Origin of the sequence: Pseudoalteromonas sp. AOP7-A1-14 (assembly GCF_052376275.1) — a bacterium.
GTDB lineage: Bacteria > Pseudomonadota > Gammaproteobacteria > Enterobacterales > Alteromonadaceae > Pseudoalteromonas.
Genome location: NZ_JBQSVO010000060.1, coordinates 1 through 21,428 on the forward strand (window position 1 = coordinate 1; position 21,428 = coordinate 21,428).

Annotated in this window: 21 protein-coding genes; 13 read left to right on the forward strand and 8 right to left on the reverse strand. The window is 41.1% G+C overall.

Annotated elements, in window-relative coordinates:
- Window positions 1-171 precede the first annotated feature (171 nt).
- Window positions 172-645: a sigma D regulator gene (rsd, locus tag ACT3RM_RS10515; protein WP_441834954.1), complete on the reverse strand. Its 474-nt coding sequence runs from the start codon at window positions 643-645 to the stop codon at window positions 172-174.
- 497 nt (window positions 646-1,142) lie between these two features.
- On the opposite strand from rsd, the gene hemE reads away from it, so the two are divergent.
- Window positions 1,143-2,207 (forward strand): uroporphyrinogen decarboxylase, encoded by a 1,065-nt coding sequence (gene hemE, locus ACT3RM_RS10520; protein ID WP_441834953.1) that lies wholly within the window; start codon window positions 1,143-1,145, stop codon window positions 2,205-2,207.
- A gap of 106 nt (window positions 2,208-2,313) precedes the next feature.
- Here the strand turns inward: hemE and sthA are convergent, their stop codons facing one another.
- Window positions 2,314-3,744, reverse strand: a complete 1,431-nt coding sequence (gene sthA, locus ACT3RM_RS10525; RefSeq protein WP_441834952.1) for a Si-specific NAD(P)(+) transhydrogenase — start codon at window positions 3,742-3,744, stop codon at window positions 2,314-2,316.
- 13 nt (window positions 3,745-3,757) lie between these two features.
- Window positions 3,758-4,891, reverse strand: coding sequence for an acyl-CoA desaturase (locus ACT3RM_RS10530; protein ID WP_441834951.1), 1,134 nt, complete (start codon window positions 4,889-4,891; stop codon window positions 3,758-3,760).
- A 127-nt stretch (window positions 4,892-5,018) separates the two neighbouring features.
- Between ACT3RM_RS10530 and fabR the strand changes: the two genes are divergently transcribed.
- From fabR to ACT3RM_RS10560, 6 genes are all read left to right on the forward strand, one after another.
- The gene (gene fabR / locus ACT3RM_RS10535; protein ID WP_441834950.1) at window positions 5,019-5,642 is read left to right on the forward strand and encodes an HTH-type transcriptional repressor FabR; all 624 of its coding nucleotides are present in this window, start codon (window positions 5,019-5,021) and stop codon (window positions 5,640-5,642) included.
- Between the two features lie 380 nt (window positions 5,643-6,022).
- Window positions 6,023-7,570 (forward strand): 2-isopropylmalate synthase, encoded by a 1,548-nt coding sequence (leuA, locus tag ACT3RM_RS10540; RefSeq protein ID WP_441834949.1) that lies wholly within the window; start codon window positions 6,023-6,025, stop codon window positions 7,568-7,570.
- Window positions 7,567-8,643 (forward strand): 3-isopropylmalate dehydrogenase, encoded by a 1,077-nt coding sequence (gene leuB / locus ACT3RM_RS10545; RefSeq protein WP_441834948.1) that lies wholly within the window; start codon window positions 7,567-7,569, stop codon window positions 8,641-8,643. The genes leuA and leuB overlap by 4 nt, the downstream gene beginning before the upstream one ends.
- 78 nt (window positions 8,644-8,721) lie before the next feature.
- Entirely contained in the window at window positions 8,722-10,122 is a 1,401-nt protein-coding gene (gene leuC / locus ACT3RM_RS10550) for a 3-isopropylmalate dehydratase large subunit (protein ID WP_441834947.1), read from the forward strand.
- Window positions 10,122-10,721 carry a 3-isopropylmalate dehydratase small subunit gene (gene leuD, locus ACT3RM_RS10555; RefSeq protein WP_441834946.1) on the forward strand — a complete coding sequence of 200 codons (600 nt, stop codon included), beginning with the start codon at window positions 10,122-10,124 and terminating at the stop codon, window positions 10,719-10,721. Before leuC ends, leuD begins: the two co-directional genes overlap by 1 nt.
- Window positions 10,722-11,389: 668 nt before the next feature.
- Window positions 11,390-11,983 (forward strand): hypothetical protein, encoded by a 594-nt coding sequence (locus ACT3RM_RS10560; RefSeq protein WP_441834945.1) that lies wholly within the window; start codon window positions 11,390-11,392, stop codon window positions 11,981-11,983.
- On the opposite strand, the gene ACT3RM_RS10565 is transcribed toward ACT3RM_RS10560, so the two are convergent.
- Window positions 11,980-12,339, reverse strand: a complete 360-nt coding sequence (locus ACT3RM_RS10565; RefSeq protein WP_441834967.1) for a hypothetical protein — start codon at window positions 12,337-12,339, stop codon at window positions 11,980-11,982. The two genes, ACT3RM_RS10560 and ACT3RM_RS10565, sit on opposite strands and share 4 nt — an antisense overlap.
- Window positions 12,340-12,442: 103 nt before the next feature.
- Between ACT3RM_RS10565 and ACT3RM_RS10570 the strand changes: the two genes are divergently transcribed.
- Window positions 12,443-12,889, forward strand: coding sequence for a TerB family tellurite resistance protein (locus tag ACT3RM_RS10570; RefSeq protein WP_441834944.1), 447 nt, complete (start codon window positions 12,443-12,445; stop codon window positions 12,887-12,889).
- A gap of 30 nt (window positions 12,890-12,919) precedes the next feature.
- On the opposite strand, the gene ACT3RM_RS10575 is transcribed toward ACT3RM_RS10570, so the two are convergent.
- Window positions 12,920-13,489, reverse strand: coding sequence for an NADPH-dependent FMN reductase (locus ACT3RM_RS10575; RefSeq protein WP_441834943.1), 570 nt, complete (start codon window positions 13,487-13,489; stop codon window positions 12,920-12,922).
- A 123-nt stretch (window positions 13,490-13,612) separates the two neighbouring features.
- Between ACT3RM_RS10575 and ACT3RM_RS10580 the strand changes: the two genes are divergently transcribed.
- Together ACT3RM_RS10580 and ACT3RM_RS10585 are read left to right on the forward strand one after the other, a co-directional pair.
- Window positions 13,613-14,497: a LysR family transcriptional regulator gene (locus ACT3RM_RS10580; protein WP_441994891.1), complete on the forward strand. Its 885-nt coding sequence runs from the start codon at window positions 13,613-13,615 to the stop codon at window positions 14,495-14,497.
- 4 nt (window positions 14,498-14,501) lie between these two features.
- A complete protein-coding gene (locus ACT3RM_RS10585; RefSeq protein WP_441836325.1) occupies window positions 14,502-14,732 on the forward strand; it encodes a hypothetical protein in 231 nt (76 codons plus the stop codon).
- Here ACT3RM_RS10585 and norR read toward each other — a convergent pair.
- Complete coding sequence (gene norR, locus ACT3RM_RS10590; RefSeq protein WP_441836326.1) at window positions 14,729-16,300, reverse strand: nitric oxide reductase transcriptional regulator NorR; 1,572 nt, start codon at window positions 16,298-16,300, stop codon at window positions 14,729-14,731. The two genes, ACT3RM_RS10585 and norR, sit on opposite strands and share 4 nt — an antisense overlap.
- Before the next feature lie 160 nt (window positions 16,301-16,460).
- On the opposite strand from norR, the gene ACT3RM_RS10595 reads away from it, so the two are divergent.
- Genes ACT3RM_RS10595 through hmpA form a run of 3 tightly spaced genes read left to right on the forward strand, consistent with a single transcriptional unit; the run spans window position 16,461 to window position 19,162 of the window.
- Window positions 16,461-16,730 (forward strand): hypothetical protein, encoded by a 270-nt coding sequence (locus ACT3RM_RS10595; RefSeq protein WP_441836327.1) that lies wholly within the window; start codon window positions 16,461-16,463, stop codon window positions 16,728-16,730.
- Window positions 16,730-17,962 carry an NnrS family protein gene (locus ACT3RM_RS10600; RefSeq protein WP_441836328.1) on the forward strand — a complete coding sequence of 411 codons (1,233 nt, stop codon included), beginning with the start codon at window positions 16,730-16,732 and terminating at the stop codon, window positions 17,960-17,962. The genes ACT3RM_RS10595 and ACT3RM_RS10600 overlap by 1 nt, the downstream gene beginning before the upstream one ends.
- 18 nt (window positions 17,963-17,980) lie before the next feature.
- Complete coding sequence (hmpA, locus tag ACT3RM_RS10605; protein ID WP_441836329.1) at window positions 17,981-19,162, forward strand: NO-inducible flavohemoprotein; 1,182 nt, start codon at window positions 17,981-17,983, stop codon at window positions 19,160-19,162.
- A 54-nt stretch (window positions 19,163-19,216) separates the two neighbouring features.
- Here the strand turns inward: hmpA and ACT3RM_RS10610 are convergent, their stop codons facing one another.
- Together ACT3RM_RS10610 and ACT3RM_RS10615 are read right to left on the reverse strand one after the other, a co-directional pair.
- Window positions 19,217-19,588, reverse strand: a complete 372-nt coding sequence (locus ACT3RM_RS10610) for a hypothetical protein (RefSeq protein WP_441836330.1) — start codon at window positions 19,586-19,588, stop codon at window positions 19,217-19,219.
- Window positions 19,581-21,329, reverse strand: coding sequence for a S41 family peptidase (locus tag ACT3RM_RS10615; protein WP_441836331.1), 1,749 nt, complete (start codon window positions 21,327-21,329; stop codon window positions 19,581-19,583). Before ACT3RM_RS10615 ends, ACT3RM_RS10610 begins: the two co-directional genes overlap by 8 nt.
- Window positions 21,330-21,428: the final 99 nt, after the last annotated feature.

Genomic DNA, 21,428 nt, shown 5'->3' on the forward strand with positions numbered 1-21,428 from the left:
GCTCTTATGGTTTTAATGCACTATTAGCCTATAATTACAGCATTAAAATAAATATTACAAACTTTTGGGTTGTTAGGAATATTTGATTATTTTGTTTGCAGAGGTAATGTTATTAAATATGATATAAAAAGAATAAGGAAGCGAGTGCTCCCTTATTATTAAAACCAATATTTACTTTTCGGTATGGTTTGAATATAAGTTATCAATTAATTCATCTTCTAACTCAAAGCGTAGCTCAAGTGCTTCGCCAAGTTTAGAAAGGTCATTATCAAACTCATTTAGTAAATCGTCTTTGCTAACTTCAGCGTATTTATCGTTAAAGTCTAAGGCAATATCTGTGGTGTCTGTAATTCGCGGGTAAAGCGAATTAGCAAGCTCTTGGCTTTCTGGGCCACGATTTTTACACGCGTTGGCTATATCATCATAAACTTCAAAATGGCCGGCAGATAAGTAATCCATCAGAATTTGGCAAAAGCTTTGAATCTGTAACTGTTCAGGCAATACGTGCTCTTTTTTCTCGTACGGGGAAAAACCGGCAATTCTGCAATATAAAACCAGTAGTTCTTGGCGCTCTGTTAGCCAATTGTCAATAATTGAGTGGCTACCACCCCATTTTTCTTGAGCTTTTTCCAAACGCGTCAGCATTATTAATCTCCTTAGCTGGGTTGGTTTCCTCTCTATAAGAAGGAAATATGGCCTAAAGATCAACCTATATTTAATAAAGAATAGGTGATTATTTATAAAGTAATTGATTAATAACAGAGTTTTTTTTGTTTGTCGATACTTGCAAGCTGTTAATTTTAGGCAAGAAAAAACCACCATAAATGGTGGTTTAATTTCTTTTCCATGACTTGTTAAAACAAGCTTTCTTATTGTTATGGGAAGATTATATTTATTATTGTTATAAAACTTTTATTGTTATTATTTTTAACGCAGGACAAGTTATACCAAGGTTTTTGTTTTGTTGCAAATTTATTAATGAGAAATATTTATTTGTTATTTTTATTGCATCCTTTTTAAGCAGGTTAGGAAAGTTGTTGATCTGCATCTATCTATATCGTTTTTACAGTTATAGCGATAGAGCGCTATGTAATATGGTGATACAATCTACTCAATCTATTTAGCTTTAGGATCTTTTACGCATGAGCGAATTAAAAAATGACCGTTATTTACGTGCATTAGAAAAACAGGCTGTTGATGTAACACCGGTATGGATGATGCGCCAAGCTGGGCGTTATTTACCAGAGTACCGTGCTACACGTGCACAAGCGGGCGATTTTATGAGCCTGTGTAGAAATGCTGAGTTGGCTTGTGAAGTAACTTTACAGCCATTACGCCGTTATCCATTAGACGCCGCAATTTTATTTAGCGATATTTTAACCATTCCAGATGCAATGGGCTTAGGTCTATACTTTGAAACAGGCGAAGGTCCTAAATTCGAACGCCCGATTTCATCGTTGGCAGATGTGAAAAAAATTCCAAAGCTAGATCCAACCGATGAACTTGGTTATGTGATGAACGCCGTAAGTACTATTCGCCGCGAGCTTAAAGGTGAAGTACCATTAATTGGTTTTTCGGGTTCACCGTGGACACTTGCCACTTATATGGTCGAAGGCGGCAGTAGTAAAGTTTTTGGTAAAATCAAAAAAATGGCTTTCGCAGAACCGCAAACACTGCATTTATTACTCGATAAGCTGGCAGATTCGGTAATTGATTACTTAAACGCACAGGTTAAAGCTGGTGCGCAGTCATTGATGGTCTTTGATTCATGGGGCGGAGTGCTTAGCCCACGTGATTACAACGAGTTTTCACTACAGTACATGCATAAAATTGTAGACGGGTTAATTCGTGAATACGATGGTCGTAAAGTACCTGTAACTTTATTTACTAAAAATGGTGGTCAATGGATTGAAGCAATTGCGGCAACAGGTTGCGATGCTATTGGTCTTGATTGGACTATCAATATTAGCGACGCTAAACGTCGTGTAGGCGACAAAGTTGCATTGCAAGGTAATATGGATCCATCCATGCTTCATGGTACGCCAGAGCGTATTCGCCAAGAAGTAGGCACTATTTTAGAAGACTTTGGTACGGGCAATGGTCATGTGTTTAACTTAGGTCACGGTATTACACCAGATGTAAATCCAGAAAATGCTGGTGTATTCATTAATGCTGTACATGAGCTTAGTGCGCAATATCATAAGTAAGCATTGTAAGTAGTTGCATTATAGACAATGCTTTGGCACTAAAATTAAAAAGCCCACTTAGTGATATTAAGTGGGCTTTTTGCTGTTCAAACAAAGAGTTATTAAATTACTTAAACAAACGATTTAAACCATTTAGCGCGGCAACACGATAGGCTTCAGCCATGGTTGGATAGTTAAATGTGGTGTTTACGAAGTAATCCACGGTGTTACCACCATTTTTTTGCTCCATAATCGCTTGGCCAATGTGAACTATTTCAGAGGCGCGCTCACCAAAGCAATGTACGCCTAATACCTCTTTAGTTTCTACATGAAAAAGGATTTTTAAACTGCCTACTTCAGTGCCCGCTATTTGCGCCCGAGCAAGATGCTTAAATTGTGCTCGACCTACTTCGTATGGAACTTTAGCCGCTGTAAGTTGTTGCTCAGTTTTGCCCACTGAACTCATTTCAGGAATGGTATAAATACCGGCTGGAATATCAATAATCAGCTTTTCGTCACTATTGCCACTGGCTATCGCATCAGCAGCTATACGGCCTTGATCAAATGCTGCACTTGCAAGACTTGGATAACCAATAACGTCGCCTACCGCATAAATATTATCAACATCAGTCTGGTAAGTTTCATTTACTCTTAATTGGCCCCGGTTATCGGCTTTAATTCCAACGGCTTCTAGATTCAAGGTGTCGGTGTTGCCAGTTCGGCCATTGGCAAATAAAATGCAGTCAGCTTTTACGCGTTTACCTGATTTTAAATGCATTACTACGCAATCATCGCGGGTTTCAATGCGGTCAAACTCTTCATTATGGCGAATAACAATGCCGCTATTCCAAAAGTGGTAGCTAAGTGCATCTGAAACTTCAGCATCCATGAACGCTAGTAAACGGTCACGCGTGTTGAGCAAGTCAACTTTTGCGCCAAGGCCTTTAAAGATAGACGCATATTCACAGCCAATTACCCCCGCACCATAAATGAGTACGCGATGTGGGTCATGCTTTAAACCTAAAATAGTATCACTGTCGTAAATACGAGAATGATCGAAGTCAACCTCTGGTGGGCGATATGGACGCGAGCCTGTTGCTATAACAATCGTTTGCGCAGTGAGTGTTTCAACTGAGCCATCAAGGTGAGTAACGGTAATAGTGTGTTTATCTACAAACTGCGCATCGCCTTGAAACATATGAATACGGTTGCGATCATAAAAGCTGCTGCGTAGGTTCGACTGCTTAGAAATAACAGAGCTTGCATGGCGCAATATATCAGGAAATGTTATGCGGTTAGGGCGTTCGCTAATATTAAATAAGGGATTGGCTTTATATTCAATATAACGGCTAACAGAATGGCGCAGCGCTTTTGATGGAATAGTTCCCCAATGTACACAGCCACCGCCAACAGCTTGCTGGCGCTCAATTACGGCGACCTTTTTGTTACTTTTAGAAAGGTTCATGGCGGTACCTTCACCGCCAGGACCTGTGCCTATAATAATGGCATCGTATTGAAATTCTTGGGTATCTTTTTGCTTTATTTGTTGTTTGGCCACAGCCACTCCTACATTAGCTAAAAGAGGCTTTTAATAACCTCGCATTCAGTGCCAGCCAAGCTTGCTTTTGAGTTTCCCAAGCAGCTTCTAGCTCGTTGTATTGTGTCATTAAAGCTGATTTTTCGCACTGTTTAAGCATGTTATTCTTTTTAACTTCCAGTACCTGCTTTTTTAGTGCACAAAAATGCTGAAGCTTTTTCAGCATTAAATCATACTCATGCTGTAACAATGTAAGCTTATCTTGCGCTAAAGGCAATTTTGCGAGACGAATTTGCGTTTTGTTCATTAAAGTTTCGGCTTTAGCTTTTTCAATACGCTCAACCGGAGTACGTTTTAGTTTCTTTGCCAGGCCCACTGCCGCTAAGGAACGAATCATCCATTTGGTTGGATCATAATGAAACCATCTAATGCCATTACGGTAGTCGCTGGCAAAAATATGGTGGAAGTTATGATAGCCCTCGCCATAAGTAAATAGCGCTAAAAAGCCATTATCACGGGCAGTATTTTTTTCAGTGTAAGGACGTGAGCCCCAAATGTGCGCAATCGAGTTAATAAAAAAGGTAAAGTGCTGGCTAAGTACTAAGCGTAATAGACCCGCTAATAGCAACATGCCAAATACATCACCGACCATAAAACCAAGCGCTAATGGAATACCCACATTCATTGCTAATACTAGTTTTAAATAATGACGGTGTTGCCACATCACAATTTTATTGCGTTGTAAGTCGCGGCAATTACTATAATCTCCGTAGTTGTCACCTTGATATTCACGTAGCATCCAGCCTATATGGCTGTACCAAAATCCATTTGTTGCTGCGTAAGGATCTTTAATAGGGTCATCAACTTGGCCATGATGAATACGGTGATCGCTACTCCAGTGCAGTGCACTATTTTGTAGTGCAAATGCGCCTCCTAGCGCGAGTATAAACTCTATCGCAGGATGTGCTTCATAGGTTTTGTGGGCCCACAAGCGGTGATAGCCTGCTGTAATTGAAAGGCCTGCAAAAAACATACACGCTACAAAGGCAATCCAATGGCCACTGGTGAATCCATAGCTAAGCGCATACCAAGGCACTAAAATTAGCGCGGCTAAAAAAGTAATACTAAAAAATAGGACATTGGTCCAAATTATCGGTGGTTTTTTCATGTTCTTTATATCTGAGCGTACACTTGTAAGCTAAAATAATATTTCATTCTCCCCCCGTCAAGTATTAGACTGACGAATTAGCATAAAAATCACTATAATTTGATTTAAAATAATTCAGGAGTCATTCATGTCGGGTGTTAGAGCGCAACAGAAGCAAAAAACACGACAAGCGCTAATTGAGGCGGCGTTTAATCAGTTAAGTGCAGATCACAGCTTTTCTAATTTAAGTTTACGAGAAGTTGCCCGTGAAGCTGGTATCGCGCCGACCTCATTTTATCGTCATTTTAAAGATATGAACGAACTGGGTTTAACTATGGTTGATGAAGCAGGTTTAACACTTCGCCAATTGATGCGCCAAGCTCGTAGACGTATCGCCAGTGGCGGTAGTGTTATCACTACTTCGGTACTGACTTTTATGGAATTTATTGATAATTCCAGCAACCAATTTAGATTATTATTACGTGAACGTTCGGGTACATCAAAAGCGTTTCGAGCCGCAGTTGCCCGTGAAATAAAACACTTTATCTTAGAGCTTGCTCATTATCTAGAAAGCGAAACGCCATGCGATGCCAATCATGCTTATATTCAAGCAGAAGCCATGGTGACTTTAGTATTTAACGCCGGTGCTGAAGCGCTAGATTTAGAAGGTTTACAACGTGAAGAGCTAATTGAGCGTGTGGTTTGGCAGTTGCGTTACATTACTCGCGGTGCGAGTAACTATGTGCGTGATAATAAATCGCCACAAATTTAAAAAGTTAATCTAAACACTAGGCTGGTTACTACTCTTAAATTTAAACGGGAATTGTTGGTTTTTTAGATTTTTATTTCTTTTTGTTGGCTTTGGTGGGTTTTATTTTTCTTTGCTTGTGGGTTTCAATCCCGAAAATTGGAATTACTATGCTTGCATGTCTGTTGTTAGGGTGTTAAAAATAGGCTTCACTGAACACACACATTTAGTAAAGACAGATGCAAATTACACATTTTATTACACTAAAACTGAACCTCTTACTGCTTATCTTGGTGAGCGGGGCTTAGTGTATTTGCATAAAATAATACATTAAAACCCCGCAATTGCGGGGTTTTTTTTATCTCGTAATTGGGTCGTTGGTTAGATTGGGAATGAGGCATTTTATGAAAGATAAAGTATGGATTTTTGATACCACCTTACGAGATGGTGAGCAGGCGCTTAAAGCAAGTTTAACTGAAGACGATAAGGTTCAGTTAGCCCACACAATTAGCCGTTTAAATGTAGATGTAATGGAGGTGGGCTTTCCGGTTTCAAGTCCCGCTGATTTTCGTTCAGTACAACGTATTGCGACCGAGGTTAAAGGGCCTATTATTTGTGGCCTAGCTCGTGCTGTTGCTAAAGATATTGAAGCTTGTGGTGAGGCACTTCGTCCCGCAGAGCAAGGCCGTATTCATACTTTTATTGCTACCAGTCCGCTGCATTTAGAGCATAAATTACGTATGAGTTTAGACGATGCAACGTCTATGGCGGTTAAATCAATCAAGCTTGCTCGTAACTATACGGATGATGTGGAGTTTTCTTGTGAAGATGCAGGACGTACGCCGCATTGGGATCTATGCCGCATTGTTGAGCAAGCCATAAGTGCAGGGGCTTCAACTATTAATTTGCCAGATACCGTAGGTTATGTAACGCCAGACGAATACTCGGCAATGATCCACCATTTAATGAACAACGTGCCTAATATCGATAAAGCGCGTTTAAGTGTGCATTGTCATAACGATTTAGGTTTAGCGGTTGCTAACTCAATTGCTGCGGTGCAGGCCGGAGCACGTCAAATTGAGTGTACTATTAACGGCATTGGTGAGCGTGCGGGTAATTGTTCACTTGAAGAAGTGTCGATGATAATGCAAATGCGTAAAGATCACTTAAAAGTACACTCAGATATTCGCGGGGAAGAAATTTACCGCGCATCACGTCAAGTCGCGAAAATTTGTAATATGCCGGTGCAACCAAATAAAGCAATTGTTGGTGAAAACGCTTTTGCTCACAGTTCAGGCATCCATCAAGACGGCGTATTAAAATCGCAAAATACTTATGAAATTATGTCGCCAGAAAGTGTGGGTGTGCCAAACAATCAATTAAATATGACCTCACGTTCAGGTCGTCATGTTATTGAGCACCGATTAGAAGAACTAGGTTACCAAAAGTCAGACTACGACATGGATAGCTTATACGAGAGCTTTTTAGCTTTGGCGGACCAAAAAGGGACCGTATATGATTACGACCTTGAAGCGATGATCTATTTTAACCAAATCAGTGATAAAGACGAGCAGTATCAATTAGAGTTTGTTAACTCAACATCGAACTCGCAATCAGTTGCTAGCTCAACTATTGGCATGACCATTAATAATGAATCAAAACAAGAGGCAGCTACTGGTAATGGCCCTGTTGAGGCATCATTTTTAGCCATTGAGCGATTAACTGGTATGGCAGTTGAAATGATTGAATACAACTTAGAAGCTACTGGCGAAGGCGCAAGTTCACTAGGGCAAGTAAATATAATTGCTAAATACGATGGTCGGCCTTATCACGGTGTGGGCATTGCAGCAGATGTAGTTGAAGCATCAGTACGCGCTATGATCCGTGTTTATAATTTAATTTATCGTGCACAAAAAGTGTCTGATTTAAAACAACAAAGGAAAGCAGGATGAGTCAAAAAAATTACAGCGTTGCAGTATTAGCAGGCGACGGTATCGGACCTGAAGTAATGGCAGCAGCAGAGCAAGTGCTGGACGCGGTTAGTAATAAATTTGGCTTTACTATTACTCGTCATTCTCATGCAATTGGTGGTGCAGCCATTGATGAATTTGGAAAAGCGCTGCCAGATACCACATTAGCAGCATGTGAAAATGCTGATGCGATTTTATTTGGCTCAGTGGGTGGTCCCAAATGGGAGCACTTTCCTACTGATGAACAGCCAGAGCGAGCGTCACTTTTACCACTACGTAAGCATTTTGGTTTGTTTTGTAATTTACGCCCAGCCCAACTATTACCTGCACTGAGTACATCATCGCCACTACGCGCTGATATTAGCGCACAAGGTTTTGATATTTTATGTGTGCGAGAACTAACGGGTGGTATTTATTTCGGCGATAAAGGCCGTGTTGGTGAAGGTGTTGATGAAGCTGCATTTGACACGCAAACCTATTCTCGTAAAGAAATTGAACGCATTGCGCGTTTTGCTTTTGAAGCAGCCAAGCTACGTAATAATCATGTGACTTCAGTTGATAAAGCTAACGTATTAGCCTCAAGCGTATTATGGCGTGAAGTAGTTACTGAAGTAAGTCAAGACTACCCAGAAGTAAGCTTGGATTATATCTACGTAGATAACGCGGCAATGCAGTTAGTAAAGCAGCCAAGCCAATTTGATGTACTACTTTGTGATAACTTATTTGGCGATATTTTGTCAGACGAATGCGCCATGATTACAGGCTCTATGGGCTTGCTACCGTCTGCAAGTTTGAACCAGTCTGGTTTTGGTATGTACGAACCTGCTGGTGGCTCAGCACCAGATATTGCGGGTAAAGGTGTAGCTAACCCAATAGCACAAATATTAAGTGCGGCGCTGATGCTGCGTTACTCTTTGGGTGAAGATGAAGCCGCGCGAAGTATTGAAAAGGCGGTTGCCGAAGTAGTCGAAGCCGGTGTAGGCACCCCAGATATTTTCTCAAATGCAGGGTATACCACGCAAGATGTTGCGGCTGCAATTGTGGCTCGAGTATAAAAAGTGGCTCGAATTTAAATTAATCCTGCTCGTGGCAACCGTCATGTTACGAGCCAAACCGAATTAGGAAATTAGCAAGTGGCCCAAACGTTATACGATAAAATCTGGCAAGCACATGTTGTTGCTAGTATTAATGAACAAACCGACTTACTTTATATTGATCGCCATTTAGTTCACGAAGTGACATCGCCGCAAGCCTTTGCTGGCCTTCGTGAAAAAAGTCGTAAAGTGCGCTGTCCTGAAAAAACCATTGCAACTATGGATCATAATGTATCGACTAAAAGCCGATCACTTGATGCAGCCAGTGAGGTTTCAAAAAACCAATTAATGGCGCTTGATGCGAATTGTAAAGAGTTTGATATTGTACTTTATGACTTAAACTCAGTTAACCAAGGTATCGTCCATGTTATGGGACCTGAGCAAGGAGTTACTTTACCAGGTGCAACGATAGTGTGTGGTGACAGCCATACATCAACGCACGGTGCCTTTGGCGCACTTGCGCATGGTATTGGTACATCAGAAGTTGAGCACGTATTAGCTACGCAAACATTACAGCAGAAAAAAGCTAAATCACTAAAAATTCAAATTAATGGTCGTTTACGCCCAACCGTTACGGCAAAAGATTTGATCATGGCTGTGGTTGGCAAGTTAGGTACCGCTGGGGGTACAGGCTATGTTGCTGAGTTTTGTGGTGAAGGCATAGAGGCGTTGTCGATGGAAGCGCGCATGACCCTGTGTAATATGAGCATTGAAATGGGTGCTAAAGCGGGCTTAATCGCACCTGATCAAATAACGTTTGATTACCTTAAAGGTCGGCCATTTGCACCACAAGGTACAGACTTTGACGCTGCAGTTGCTTATTGGCAAACACTTAAAACTGACGATGATGCACAGTTTGATTTAGAAGTTGAGCTAGAAGCCTGTAGCATTCAGCCGCAAATTACCTGGGGTACCAACCCAGAGCAAGTTATTGGTGTTGATGAATGTATTCCTGATCCCGATCAAGAAGCTGATTTAATAAAAGCTGAAGCGATTCGCAGCGCTCTGAAGTACATGGACTTAAAAGCCGGCGATAAATTATCAACTGCAACCGTAGACACAGTATTTATTGGTTCATGCACCAACAGCCGGATTGAAGATTTACGCGCCGCTGCACAAATTGTAGAAGGCAAGCAAGTGGCTACAGGTGTTGAAGCATTAATCGTACCGGGCTCTGGCCTTGTGAAAAAGCAAGCCGAAGATGAAGGCTTAGCTGATATTTTTAAAGCTGCAGGTTTTGAGTGGCGCGAACCGGGTTGTTCGATGTGCTTAGCGATGAACGATGATCGTTTAGGTGCAGGCAAGCGTTGTGCATCAACTTCTAACCGTAACTTTGAAGGTCGTCAAGGGCGTGGCGGGCGTACGCATTTAGTTAGCCCTGCAATGGCCGCAGCGGCGGCGATACATGGTCACTTTGTTGATATAAGAGGAGAAGCCTAATGAGCATTTATTTTAGTGGTTTAATGGCCCCGCTTGATAAAAATAACGTTGATACTGACCAAATTATTCCTAAGCAGTTTTTGACTTCAACCAGTCGTGATGGTTTTGATGCGGCATTGTTTTATGATTGGCGTTATTTAGAAAACGACGAGCCAAACCCTGATTTTATTTTAAACCGTCCTTGCTACCAAGGCGCGCAAATATTGCTAACTCGCGATAACTTTGGCTGTGGTTCATCACGTGAGCACGCACCATGGGCGCTTAAGCAATATGGCTTTGAAGTGATTTTAGCAGAAAGCTTTGCGGATATTTTCTTTAATAACTGCGGCAATAACCAAATGCTTGCGATTGCTTTACCGGCAGATACGCTTGAACAACTGTTTATACTTAGCGAGCAGCATGATGATATTCATATTGATGTTGATCTTGAGAATCAAAAGCTTACCAGCAATAAGTTTGCCCCCATCAGTTTTGATATTCGTAAAGATGTAAAAGAGCGTTTATTAAGTGGTTTAGATTTTATCGGTGTTACCGAAACACTCAACCCGCAAATAAATGCGTTTGAAGCGAAACTTGCTGCTGAGCGACCTTGGCAGTAAATAGTTACTTAAAAGCGCGATGTAAATCTCGGCTTAATGCGCATACTTCTTGGCTTGGTTCATATTAACAAAGCCAAGAAATGCGCTTTTTTTATACCTAATCAAAGTTTAATAAGAGCCTAGTAATAGGCCATAACCAACCCCACAGCTCCAATCACAATACAAGCGCGCATTTTAAATTGCTTTAACCGTTTAAAGCGCAGTAATTTTGGAGCTTCAATTGTTGAGAAAACCCCGTGTTGAAGCGACTCATTTAGATTGCCCCTAATATTATTACTAAGGGTTTTTTCTGACAGTGCTTGTCATTGCTCAGGGTACTTTTTTGCCAAGTATTTGCATATATTATTAGACATTTTAACTTGTATCATAAACAAACTTATAAGTATTAATAAGGGCAAGTAGTTCAGTATTTTTAAATCCTGTTTAATGGTTATAAAAATTTACTACAATTATTTTAAGGATTAAAAGTGTTTTAAATCATTACTTTAATCTTATATTCTGAGCGCGCTTAGTATTTTTTTGTGGGTTGTATGTATGGATGGCCGAAGTTGTTGAGCGTGCTCATTTTTACTTTTTGGGTATATAAACAACTATTCATCCTATAAACTTCCTTTATCAATAGGAAACCGCTAGTCTGTCTTTTATTAATTACATTTTAGGAACGTACTATGAAATTATTAACTGCTGCAACTTTATTACTGGGATCTACAGCGGCGTTTTCACGCCCAGCGCCATTGGTATCAATTCCAAGCCACGATGGTTTTTTTGACAATATTGCCGCCCATTGCGGTAAAGCGTATGAAGGAGTTGTAGCTGTTGATAACGCTGAAGGACCAAGCTCATTTGCTAATAAAAAATTGGTTATGCATGTACGCCGTTGTAACGAACGTGAGTTGCAAGTGCCTTTTCATGTAGGTGATGATGCGTCACGTACATGGATTATTACTAAAACAGGCAGTGGTTTGAGCTTAAAGCACGATCATCGCCATAAAGATGGTACTGACGATGTGTCAACTATGTATGGTGGTCATACACTCGATGCGGGATCTGCTAATGTGCAGTCATTTCCTGCAGATCAATACTCAAAAGAGCTATTTGTTAGTCAAGGCATCCCACAGTCGATGGGCAATACATGGCAAATGTATATCTATCCTGAAAAATTCACCTACCGTTTAATTCGCCAAGGTCGTGAATTTCGTGTTGATTTTGATTTAACTAAACCAATTAGCTTGCCAGCAACGCCTTGGGGCTATGAAGGCTAACCCTTTTTGGGCTTAGTTTCGCATTGTAACATTACGTTTAAAGGTGGCTGATAGGCGCGGGGTTTAGTTGGAAAGCGATCATACTCTTGTACGCCTTCAGTCACTTTTAGCATAAATGTATTACCGCGGCATAATCTGGCAGCGTGACGTAGTAAAAAAACACTCTGATTTCTAAAGTGTTTATAGTCGTCAGATTGAATTTTAAGGTGATAGTTATTGTCGTCTATCTTGGTTTGATAATAATGTACTTCTTCATCAAAATCATACAGCTTTTCGGTCTCACCTTTTGCTGCTTGTGCGCTGATACAGCCAGCGAGCAATAAGAAGCTAGACAATAAAAGAGTGCTGTTATTCATTAATCTACTCATAAAACACTAACTCCTTTGTTGTTTTGGGCTGAATATTTTACTACAGTGATCGCAGTTCGTATAAGTCTAACACCCAAAAAGGGAAAATGTGATGTTCAAACAAATTAAACAGCTTTTTTCGAGTTTTGACGAACAGCAACCGTCATTAAAAGAGCACGATTTAAAAACTGCCGTTGCCGCTTTATTAATTGAAGTAATGCGTGCTGATAATGAGTTGCAAGAGGGTGAACAACAAACACTGACTTTTACTTTAAAAAAATATTTTGATTTAGATGACGAAGCTGTTGCAGAGCTTACCGAGCAGGCAAATCAGGATCTTGATGAGGCGATTGATTACTTTCAATTTTCAAAACAAATTAAAGATCAGTGTAGTGCTGAACAGCGCATTGAAATTATTGAGTTATTATGGCGTTTGGCATACGCAGATGGCGAGCTAGATGCGCAAGAAGAGCATGTTATTCGCCGTGTTGCGAGTCTTCTATATGTTACACATGAAGACTTTATCGCCGCTAAATTAGCCGTAACAAAGCTTTCTTAATACTTTGAATACAGAATCAATAAAACCCGCTTATTGATTTAATTTACTTGCTACACTGACTAGTTGTTGGGCAAGCCCGGCAACGTTATCAACCATTAGAGGGTCATTAATTCGGCCATTTTCATCAATTAATGTATGAATCGCAGGCACTGCTAATTGGTCTGCAAGTACTAAGCTGCCAATACCAGATAAAATATCACGTACGTGGTTTAAACCGCGTAAGCCACCTAATCCACCAGGCGATGAAGCATATAAAGCGGTTACTTTGTTACGAAAAGCAGGTGTAGCTCCTTGCTCAGTGCGCGATGCCCAATCTATAGCATTTTTTAATACCGCAGTAATTGAGCCATTATACTCAGGGCTTGAGAGTAATATGCCGTCCGCTGCGCGTAATTTATCTTTTAAAAGCTGCGCACCGGGCGGTGTGCCTTGGGATTCAATATCCTCGTCAAACATCGGTAAGTCTAAATCTGCGAGCTTAATTACTTCAACTTCTGCACCGCTTTCAAGAGCAAAACGTGCAGCTTCGTTGATTAATTTTTGATTAAAACTGTCTTTTCGTAGGCTGCCAGCGAGCGCAATAATTTTTGGTGTAGTCATGATACCGTCTTTCTTAAATTGGGGTTGTTTATATGTCAGTTATTCTAGCAAATATTTACTTGCAGAAAAGCCAAATAAACGCAAAACTTATGTGCATAAACGCACAGTGCAGGGGGAGGTAATATGGCAATTCAATTTGATGACTGGCAAGACGTTAAGGTTGCTTTTGAAGTAGCGCGTTCAGGTACCTTGACCGCTGCTGCAGAAAAGTTAAATGTGCACCATAGTACGGTGCTCAGGCGGATTAATAACTTAGAGAAAAGCTTAAATGCTCGCTTGTTTCACCGCCACGCTCGTGGTTATAAAGTGACTGAAATAGGCGCTAAACTATTTATCAGCGCAGAAGGTATCAATAGTGAGTTAGAACGTTTACATAACGATATTATTGCCGCTGATAGCACTTTACGCGGTAGTTTATTGCTAACCACCGTAAGTGGTTTTATTGATGTGTTAAGTGATGTGTGTGAACAGTTTCAGAGCTTACATCCGCAGGTGCAGCTAGAAGTGATAATGGATCAAAAACGTTTACGGCTTGATCATGGCCAAGCTCATATTGCGGTACGAGCAGGACCTAAGCCAGATGAAGGTGATTATATTGCTCAGCATTTAGCGCACTTATCATCTGGTCTTTATGCATCTAAGCGCTATATTAATAAACACGGTAAGCCAAAAAGCATTAAAGAGCTCGTGTTACATAATTTTATATCAGGTGTGGCGGGTTATAATGGCAAAGTGCCTTATTTTGCATGGATTGATGAGCACATTCCGGCTTCGCAAGTAAAGTTACGGGTATCAGAAACCTCGGAAGCAACGCGTGCCATTGTAAAGGGGTTAGGCATTGGTGGCCTACAGCATGGTGTGGCTGCGCAATATCCTGATTTAGTGCCAATACTACATAACGAGTTAAGTTGGCCTATGGATTTGTGGTTGGTGACACATCATTTAGTTCATCGTACTGCCAAAGTGCAAGCATTTAGCCAGTTATTAAAAGCACACTTTAAAGGGTAATAATATGACTTGGCATGCTAAGAATTTAGGTGATGCGATGCTTGCTGACAGCGAACTTAAACAAATAAAGCAAAGCGCTTCGGGGACGTGTTCGCTTTTTGTGCGCTACGTTGCTAAACATAGTTTACATTGTGAGGTGGTTGTATATTTTCCGCCAAATGCAGAGGGTATGGCTAAAAAGTATTTAGCCATACCCTGTTTAAAGCCTGATGGGGACGGTTTAACTACGCTTTAAAGTGACTTTTTAACCTTAATACCTAAGCGCTTAGCTAGACGAACCAGGTTGGCTCGATCAACTTTTAAGGTGCGTGCTGTCGCAGCCCAATTAAAATCATGTTGTTCAAGTTGTTGGCTAATTAAATGATGGGTAAAGGTATCGGTTGCTTGTTTTAACGAAAGCTTTTCGTTGCTCAATACTGTCATGGTTGAGCCTGTGTTTGGTGAAGCTAAAGAGTTTGAAGGCTTACTTATAGTAAGTTCACAATGCTGCGGTTTAATAGTGATGATTGATTGCTGCCACTGGGTTTGCTTGGCTTTTAATGCCGCGCGGCTGATCACATGTTCAAGCTCACGGACATTGCCAGGCCATTCGTATTGAGTGAGCAATAGTTGGGTATCGACACTTAACTTTAGTTGTTTAATCGCCAGCTTACGTGCTGTTTTTTCAACAAAGTAACCGGCCAGTAACACCATGTCGTTTTCGCGCTCTGCTAGAGCAGGGACATGTAATGGATAAACACTTAAGCGATGGTATAAATCGGCTCTAAAGCGCCCCGCATTGACTTCGTCTTTTAGATTGCGATTGGTGGCTGCAATGACCCGTACATCTACATATTTAACTTCATCTTCGCCGAGCGTTTGAATCTCACCGCTTTGCAACACACGTAATAATTTACTTTGCATGGTAAGTGGCAGCTCGCCTATTTCATCTAAAAATAATGTGCCGCCATCAGCGAGCTGAAACTTACCTTGGCGACTATGCTCAGCGCCAGTAAACGCACCTTTAGCATGGCCAAAAAACTCACTTTCAGCGAGATTCTCAGGTAATGAGGCGCAGTTTAAATGAATAAGTGGCTGTTCACTGCGCTTAGAGTGTAAATGTATATTGCGCGCGACTAACTCTTTACCTACGCCAGTATCACCTTGAATAAGCACACTAAACCCTGAGGCTGCGACTAGTTTTATATCATTTTTTAAAGTGAGCATGGCAGGGCTTTGACCAATTATTTCAATACCGCTGCGGGTTAATGCTTCACGGTTGAGTTCTTGTACCAAGGCATTGCTGTGCTGGGCGTGGTTTTGATAATGCTGCAGCTGTAAAGCTGTATGCAAGTGTGCTGCACATAATGTGGCAAGTTGTGCTAACTGGGTTAGGTTTAAGTCATCAAAAGCATGGGCGTTAAGGCTATCGAGAGTAATAACACCAAGTAATTTCTGTTGATCATCAAGTAAGGGCATACCTAAACACGCATGTACGGGGATGTCGCCGCGTTTTGCATTTAACAGTCCATCGTAAGGGTCGGCTAATGGGCAGTCATGGGAAAACCTTAATGGCTGGTTGGCGCTGCAAATTGCTTGTAAACGCGGGTGCTCGTTAATAATAAAACGCCGCCCTAAGGTGTCGGGCGTTAAGCCATGAATAGCCAGTGGTTTTAATTCATCCCCTTGTAAAGCAAGTAAAGCTATCGCATCACTTGGCACAACTTGATTAATGCAAGCAATAAGCGATTCAAAACCATGATCGTAACTGGTTGCTTTGGCAAGAATTACTGCGGTGTTAAATAAGCTTGTGTTATCAATCATGTCAAAATGACTCAGGTGTGTTTTATTGATTTATTTAATGGTGAGTCATAATGACCTTTTAATCAAGTATTAATTTTTAACCTTTTGATTTTTGTGTTTATTTAATGTTGGCGTGCTCTGTGCAGTAACTTTTGCATACACATTAATAAAAGAGTGTCTTATGCTAGTTTCTACTGCTAATAGCTTTAACGAAATACCGCCGTCAGGTGGCTTTTATACCACGCTTTTAACCTATGCTAATAGTGCGCTAGTAATAAGTACGTTATTGATGATACTAACTATTTTATTGAGCTATCCGTTTGCTTATCTATTAAGTATGCAGCTGCAAATTGTGGCGCATATTTCTATCATTATAACTGCCACCGTATTTAAAATTAGCTATGTTTTACGCTGTGTTTCACTCAATAGCTTAGGCAAGGAGGTGCGTTAATGCAGCCCACAAATTTAACCAAACCAGTACCCGAAAAGATGCGATTTTATCAAGTCACAAAGTGGCCATTATGGATGCTGGCATTTCGGCCTTACTTTTTAGGCGCTGGATTATTAGCTTTTTTTTCAATCGCTTATTGGCTGCTTATTTTAACAGGTCACGCTAGTTGGGGGTTAACCATGCCTGCGACACTTTGGCATGCACATGAAATGATGTTTGGCTTTGCAGGGGCGGTTGCTGTGGGGTTTTTGCTAACTGCTGCGCAGAACTGGACCAGCGTTACCAGTATAAGTGGCAGTAAATTAATGCTCTTAACATGTATTTGGCTAGCCGCGCGAGGCGCATTTTTTATTACAGGCGCCGGTATTGAAAATATTAATTTACATGCAGTGATGATATCACAGTTACTGTGGTGGCTCGGGGCCATTGCAGCTTTAGCAAATATGTTATTTAAAACTAACAATAAAAAGAACTACCTATTTTTACCTATTTTAAGTGCTTTATGTGCTTTAAACATTATTTATTTGTGGTTGGTACTAAACGCTAATTTGACCCTTGCGTTAGTGGTGGTTGAGACCGCGATACTGGTTATGACGCTATTGGTTGGGATTGTAGCTGGAAGAGTGTTGCCTTTCTTTACTGCGCGTGGCTTGGGGCTTGAGCAGCAGGTGCGTACACCTCAGTTAGATAAAATACTGCTATACAGCTCATTATTTGCCATTACTTTGTATTTTATTAGCCAACTATTTATATCTAACATTAACCCTGGCTGGGCGCTTGGCGTTACGGCTGTGCTGCACTTGACTCGTTCGCTATGGTGGTGGAATAAGCAGACGCTTAAAGTGCCGTTGCTTTGGTCATTGCACTTTTCGTATCTAGCGCTTGGGGTGGGTTTGGCTTTAGTGGCTATAAGCTTTTATAGCTCAGTTATTTTATTTAAAGATGCGTTACATATGATCACAATTGGCACCATTGGCATGATGATTTTAGCGATGATGACGCGGGTTGCTCATGGACACACGGGACGTGCCCTAACTATTCCTCATTTTATGGCTGTGGCGTTTGCTTTAGTGCTTGTCGCAGCGATTGTTCGCTCGTTACTACCCTTTGTTATTGGGCCGCATATTGCGTGGCAGATTAGCGCTGTATTGTGGCTGATGGCGTTTTTATTGTTCTTGATCCACTGTATTCCTATCTTAACGCGGCGTCGTGTTGATGGGCGTCGTGGTTAATTTATGTTAGGAAGTCTTATGTTATCTGATAAAACCGTTGAAATAGTTAAAAGCACCGTGCCACTACTCGCAGAGGCGGGCACCGTGGTTACTGAGCATTTTTATAAGCGACTATTTAGCCATAACCCTGAGCTGCAAGATATTTTTAATATGGCAAACCAGCGCAGTGGTCGCCAGCAATTTGCGTTATTTAATGCACTTGCGGCGTATGCGCAAAATATTGATAATCTTGCGGTGCTAAAAGAAGCGCTGGGTCGTATTAATCATAAACATGTCAGTATGCATATTTTACCAGAGCACTACCCAATTGTAGGGGGTCATTTAATTGGCACGTTAAAAGAGCTAATTCCAGAACAATTTACTCCCGAAGTTGAATACGCGTGGCGTGAAGCGTATGCATTACTTGCTGATATTTGTATTACTGAAGAGGCTGCTCTGTATGCGCATAGTAAGAATAATCGCGGTGGCTGGTCAGGCACGCGGCAGTTTATAATTGCACAAAAGCAGGTTGAATCAGAGTTAGTAACTAGCTTTACCTTGGTTCCAGTAGATGGCAAGGCAGTTATTAGTCATAAGCCAGGGCAGTATTTAGGTATTAAAGTGAAACCTGATGATGCGCAATATAATGAAATTCGTCAGTATTCTATTTCGCAAAAAGCGAATGGCGAAAACTACCGTATTAGCGTGAAAAAAGAGTTATTGCCAGCTACGGGGGTTGTATCTAATTACTTGCATTCACTTGATGAGGGCAGTGTTGTGGAACTTTACCCGCCGGCTGGGGATTTCTTTTTACGCACCAATAATAACCCGGTGGTACTTATTTCAGCAGGCGTAGGTCAAACACCTATGCAAGCAATGCTACAAACTTTGTTAAGTGATGTGAGTAACCAGCAAGTCACGTATTTACACGCTTGTGAAAATGCTCAGCAATATTCGTTTAGTCAGCTTTTGGCGCAGCAAGCCGCAGCTCATGAACGTTTGAATCATTATACATGGTTTAATCAAGGTGGCGAAGGGGCAGAATTTGCTGGATTGATGAATGTCAGCGCTGTTGCTGAACAGCTACCGGTGAGTGATGGAGAGTTTTATATTTGTGGGCCGGTTGGTTTTATGGCAGCAATAAAACAGCAACTACTTGCCGTTGGTGTTGCTGATGAGCGCATTCATTATGAAATATTTGGGCCTCATCAAGACCTTTAAATTAGCTAACTAAAGTAACAGTGTGTGCATCAGTTGATGCGTACGCTGTTAAACTTAAAGTACTTCGCACTCAACGTTAGGTAGCGGTACGCGTAACTCTTTTTTTGGGTAATATAGCAAGCATTGCTCAGCTGATTTTTGCAATACAAACTTCTCTGAAGGAATACTGTGCGCGCCCATAATTGGCATGCCGTCAGGTCCTTTACTGGTACCGTGATCAATTAATAGCTCTGGGCTTTTAGTAAACACATCATCTGCTAATATTACTATATCTCCCCCTTTGGCGATTTGTATTGCTTGCTGTAGCTGCGTAGTAACGCCAGGGTTAACTCGGGTTAACTTTGCATTTTGTGGTGGCTCAGCTTGAGTGCTGTTACAGCCTGTAAGGAGCATAACCAAAACTCCTACTGACAAAAGCTTATTCATCCGCGCTTCCTTTTGTTGGTCGTGTTAAGTCCATACTGGTATTGTAAAGTGACTTAGGTGGCGTTAATGAAATGCCTTGACTACTACTTTGGCTAAACTGTTGTGGTAGGCTTTTAGCGCTTACCGCAGGCATTGGGCAGCTATTATTTTCAATGTGAAATAGCGCACTTGCAAGCAATGCTTCGTCACTGTTACCTAGCGGATGATCAAAGTCATCAGCCACTTTACAGCCTTTTACATCAGCATCAAGTTGTGGCGTTGGTGTAGGAATAAAGCCATCAGCATACTCGCCAAAGCCTTTAAAGTTTGCACCGCTAAATTGAATGGTGTAATAAGTGGTTGCACAGTTATGCGTGGGCGTAAAACCATACGGTTTACCACATGTTTGGTCACCAATTAAAATCACCTCGGCATCTATACCTTTTAATCCATTAATAAATGCTTCTGATGCCGAACACGTACCAGAGGTACTAAGCACATAAACCTTGGATAAGTTTAGGTCTGGTAATGAGTTGCCGGTTGTGCGAAATGTTGAGTAATCAATTTCTTGGTTAATAAATGGAAAGGGTGCTTCTTGCGGTTGTTTATCGTTTTGAATGGTTTGATAAAAATAACGGTTTTGTATATTGGCATCGCCTGCGACCATATAAGCTAACTGTGCTGACATCGCAAGTAGTCCGCCGCCGTTGTATCTAAAATCAATAACTAGTTCGTCAACATTATCAGCTTTAAACTTATTTACCGCCTCAATTAACCCTGGCTGGGCGATGCTTATATGGCTATTAAATTGCATATAACCAACCTTTGTGCCGCTGTCAGTAGTTAAGGTATTAACATTTTGCACCGGGGTTTTACTTATATTGCCTGCAGTGACATTAATTGATTTTTCAGTGCCATCGTTACTGCGGATTTTGAAGTTATGCAAATTTCCTGCTGTGGGGCCAAACAATACCTCGTTAAGTGTAGCAATACCTGATTCGGTATTGGTATTAATGCTGACATTATCAACAGACAGTACGGTGTCACCACGTTGGAATCCCGCATTTTTCGCTGGCGAATTATCTTCAAGATAAGCAATTCTTAGCTCTCTTGGGGGGGTGTTGCTAATAAATGTCCAGTTGATACCATAGCCAGAAACAACCCCTGATTGCGCTTCTTTAAAAAAGTCTTCGGTGGGTTCACTAAAATGAAAGTTATCTTTTTTACCACCCGAATCGGTGGTTTGCTCGGTTTTTAATTGCGCAAAGTAAGCTGCAACTGATTCAAAGCTGTACGGGTTGTTATCTTCGATTTCATTATACCAAAGATACGTTTCGTTGCTCCACGAGCGCAACCACATTTTTTCTGTAAACTCACTACCAACTTTATCAGGATAAGGCTGGTTATCGTTATAAGGATCGTTGCCTGTGCGTGGTGCAGAACAATAGTCTTTGAATTTGTTTATTGACTCAAATTCACCGGCATTCCACATAGGCTCAATAATTGACGTTATAACTTTAGAATCACTATAAGTGACCGTTGCATAGTCACTTTCATTGGAAAACCCACCACTGAGGTCAACCGTGAATGTTTCGCTCCCTTCTTCAAGGTTGTCGATAACCGCAGTGGTAGCAAATGGAGTTGCGATTTCTGGGGTGGAAGTCTCAATTAAGTAGTCACTACTAGATGATGTATTTGAGGTGTAGTTAATATTCACGGAACCGGAAGGTTGATCATCAATAACTGAACCCGAATCATTCACAGCATAAACAGTATAATAAGTTGATGTTAAATCTAATTCGTTAATAGCAGAGTTATTCGTTATATTCCCCGCACTGTCTGTAGAAAATAGTTTTAATAC

Coding starts and splice junctions, on each gene's coding strand:
- hemE (WP_441834953.1), top strand. CDS start 1,143: ATGAGCGAATTAAAAAATGACCGTTATTTACGTGCATTAGAAAAACAG.
- ACT3RM_RS10575 (WP_441834943.1), bottom strand. CDS start 13,489: ATGACTACACCAAAAATTATTGCGCTCGCTGGCAGCCTACGAAAAGAC.
- hmpA (WP_441836329.1), top strand. CDS start 17,981: ATGTTATCTGATAAAACCGTTGAAATAGTTAAAAGCACCGTGCCACTA.
- ACT3RM_RS10580 (WP_441994891.1), top strand. CDS start 13,613: ATGGCAATTCAATTTGATGACTGGCAAGACGTTAAGGTTGCTTTTGAA.
- ACT3RM_RS10595 (WP_441836327.1), top strand. CDS start 16,461: ATGCTAGTTTCTACTGCTAATAGCTTTAACGAAATACCGCCGTCAGGT.
- ACT3RM_RS10585 (WP_441836325.1), top strand. CDS start 14,502: ATGACTTGGCATGCTAAGAATTTAGGTGATGCGATGCTTGCTGACAGC.
- ACT3RM_RS10530 (WP_441834951.1), bottom strand. CDS start 4,891: ATGAAAAAACCACCGATAATTTGGACCAATGTCCTATTTTTTAGTATT.
- ACT3RM_RS10565 (WP_441834967.1), bottom strand. CDS start 12,339: ATGAATAACAGCACTCTTTTATTGTCTAGCTTCTTATTGCTCGCTGGC.
- leuD (WP_441834946.1), top strand. CDS start 10,122: ATGAGCATTTATTTTAGTGGTTTAATGGCCCCGCTTGATAAAAATAAC.
- rsd (WP_441834954.1), bottom strand. CDS start 645: ATGCTGACGCGTTTGGAAAAAGCTCAAGAAAAATGGGGTGGTAGCCAC.
- ACT3RM_RS10560 (WP_441834945.1), top strand. CDS start 11,390: ATGAAATTATTAACTGCTGCAACTTTATTACTGGGATCTACAGCGGCG.
- leuB (WP_441834948.1), top strand. CDS start 7,567: ATGAGTCAAAAAAATTACAGCGTTGCAGTATTAGCAGGCGACGGTATC.
- fabR (WP_441834950.1), top strand. CDS start 5,019: ATGTCGGGTGTTAGAGCGCAACAGAAGCAAAAAACACGACAAGCGCTA.
- ACT3RM_RS10610 (WP_441836330.1), bottom strand. CDS start 19,588: ATGAATAAGCTTTTGTCAGTAGGAGTTTTGGTTATGCTCCTTACAGGC.
- ACT3RM_RS10570 (WP_441834944.1), top strand. CDS start 12,443: ATGTTCAAACAAATTAAACAGCTTTTTTCGAGTTTTGACGAACAGCAA.
- norR (WP_441836326.1), bottom strand. CDS start 16,300: ATGATTGATAACACAAGCTTATTTAACACCGCAGTAATTCTTGCCAAA.
- leuA (WP_441834949.1), top strand. CDS start 6,023: ATGAAAGATAAAGTATGGATTTTTGATACCACCTTACGAGATGGTGAG.
- ACT3RM_RS10600 (WP_441836328.1), top strand. CDS start 16,730: ATGCAGCCCACAAATTTAACCAAACCAGTACCCGAAAAGATGCGATTT.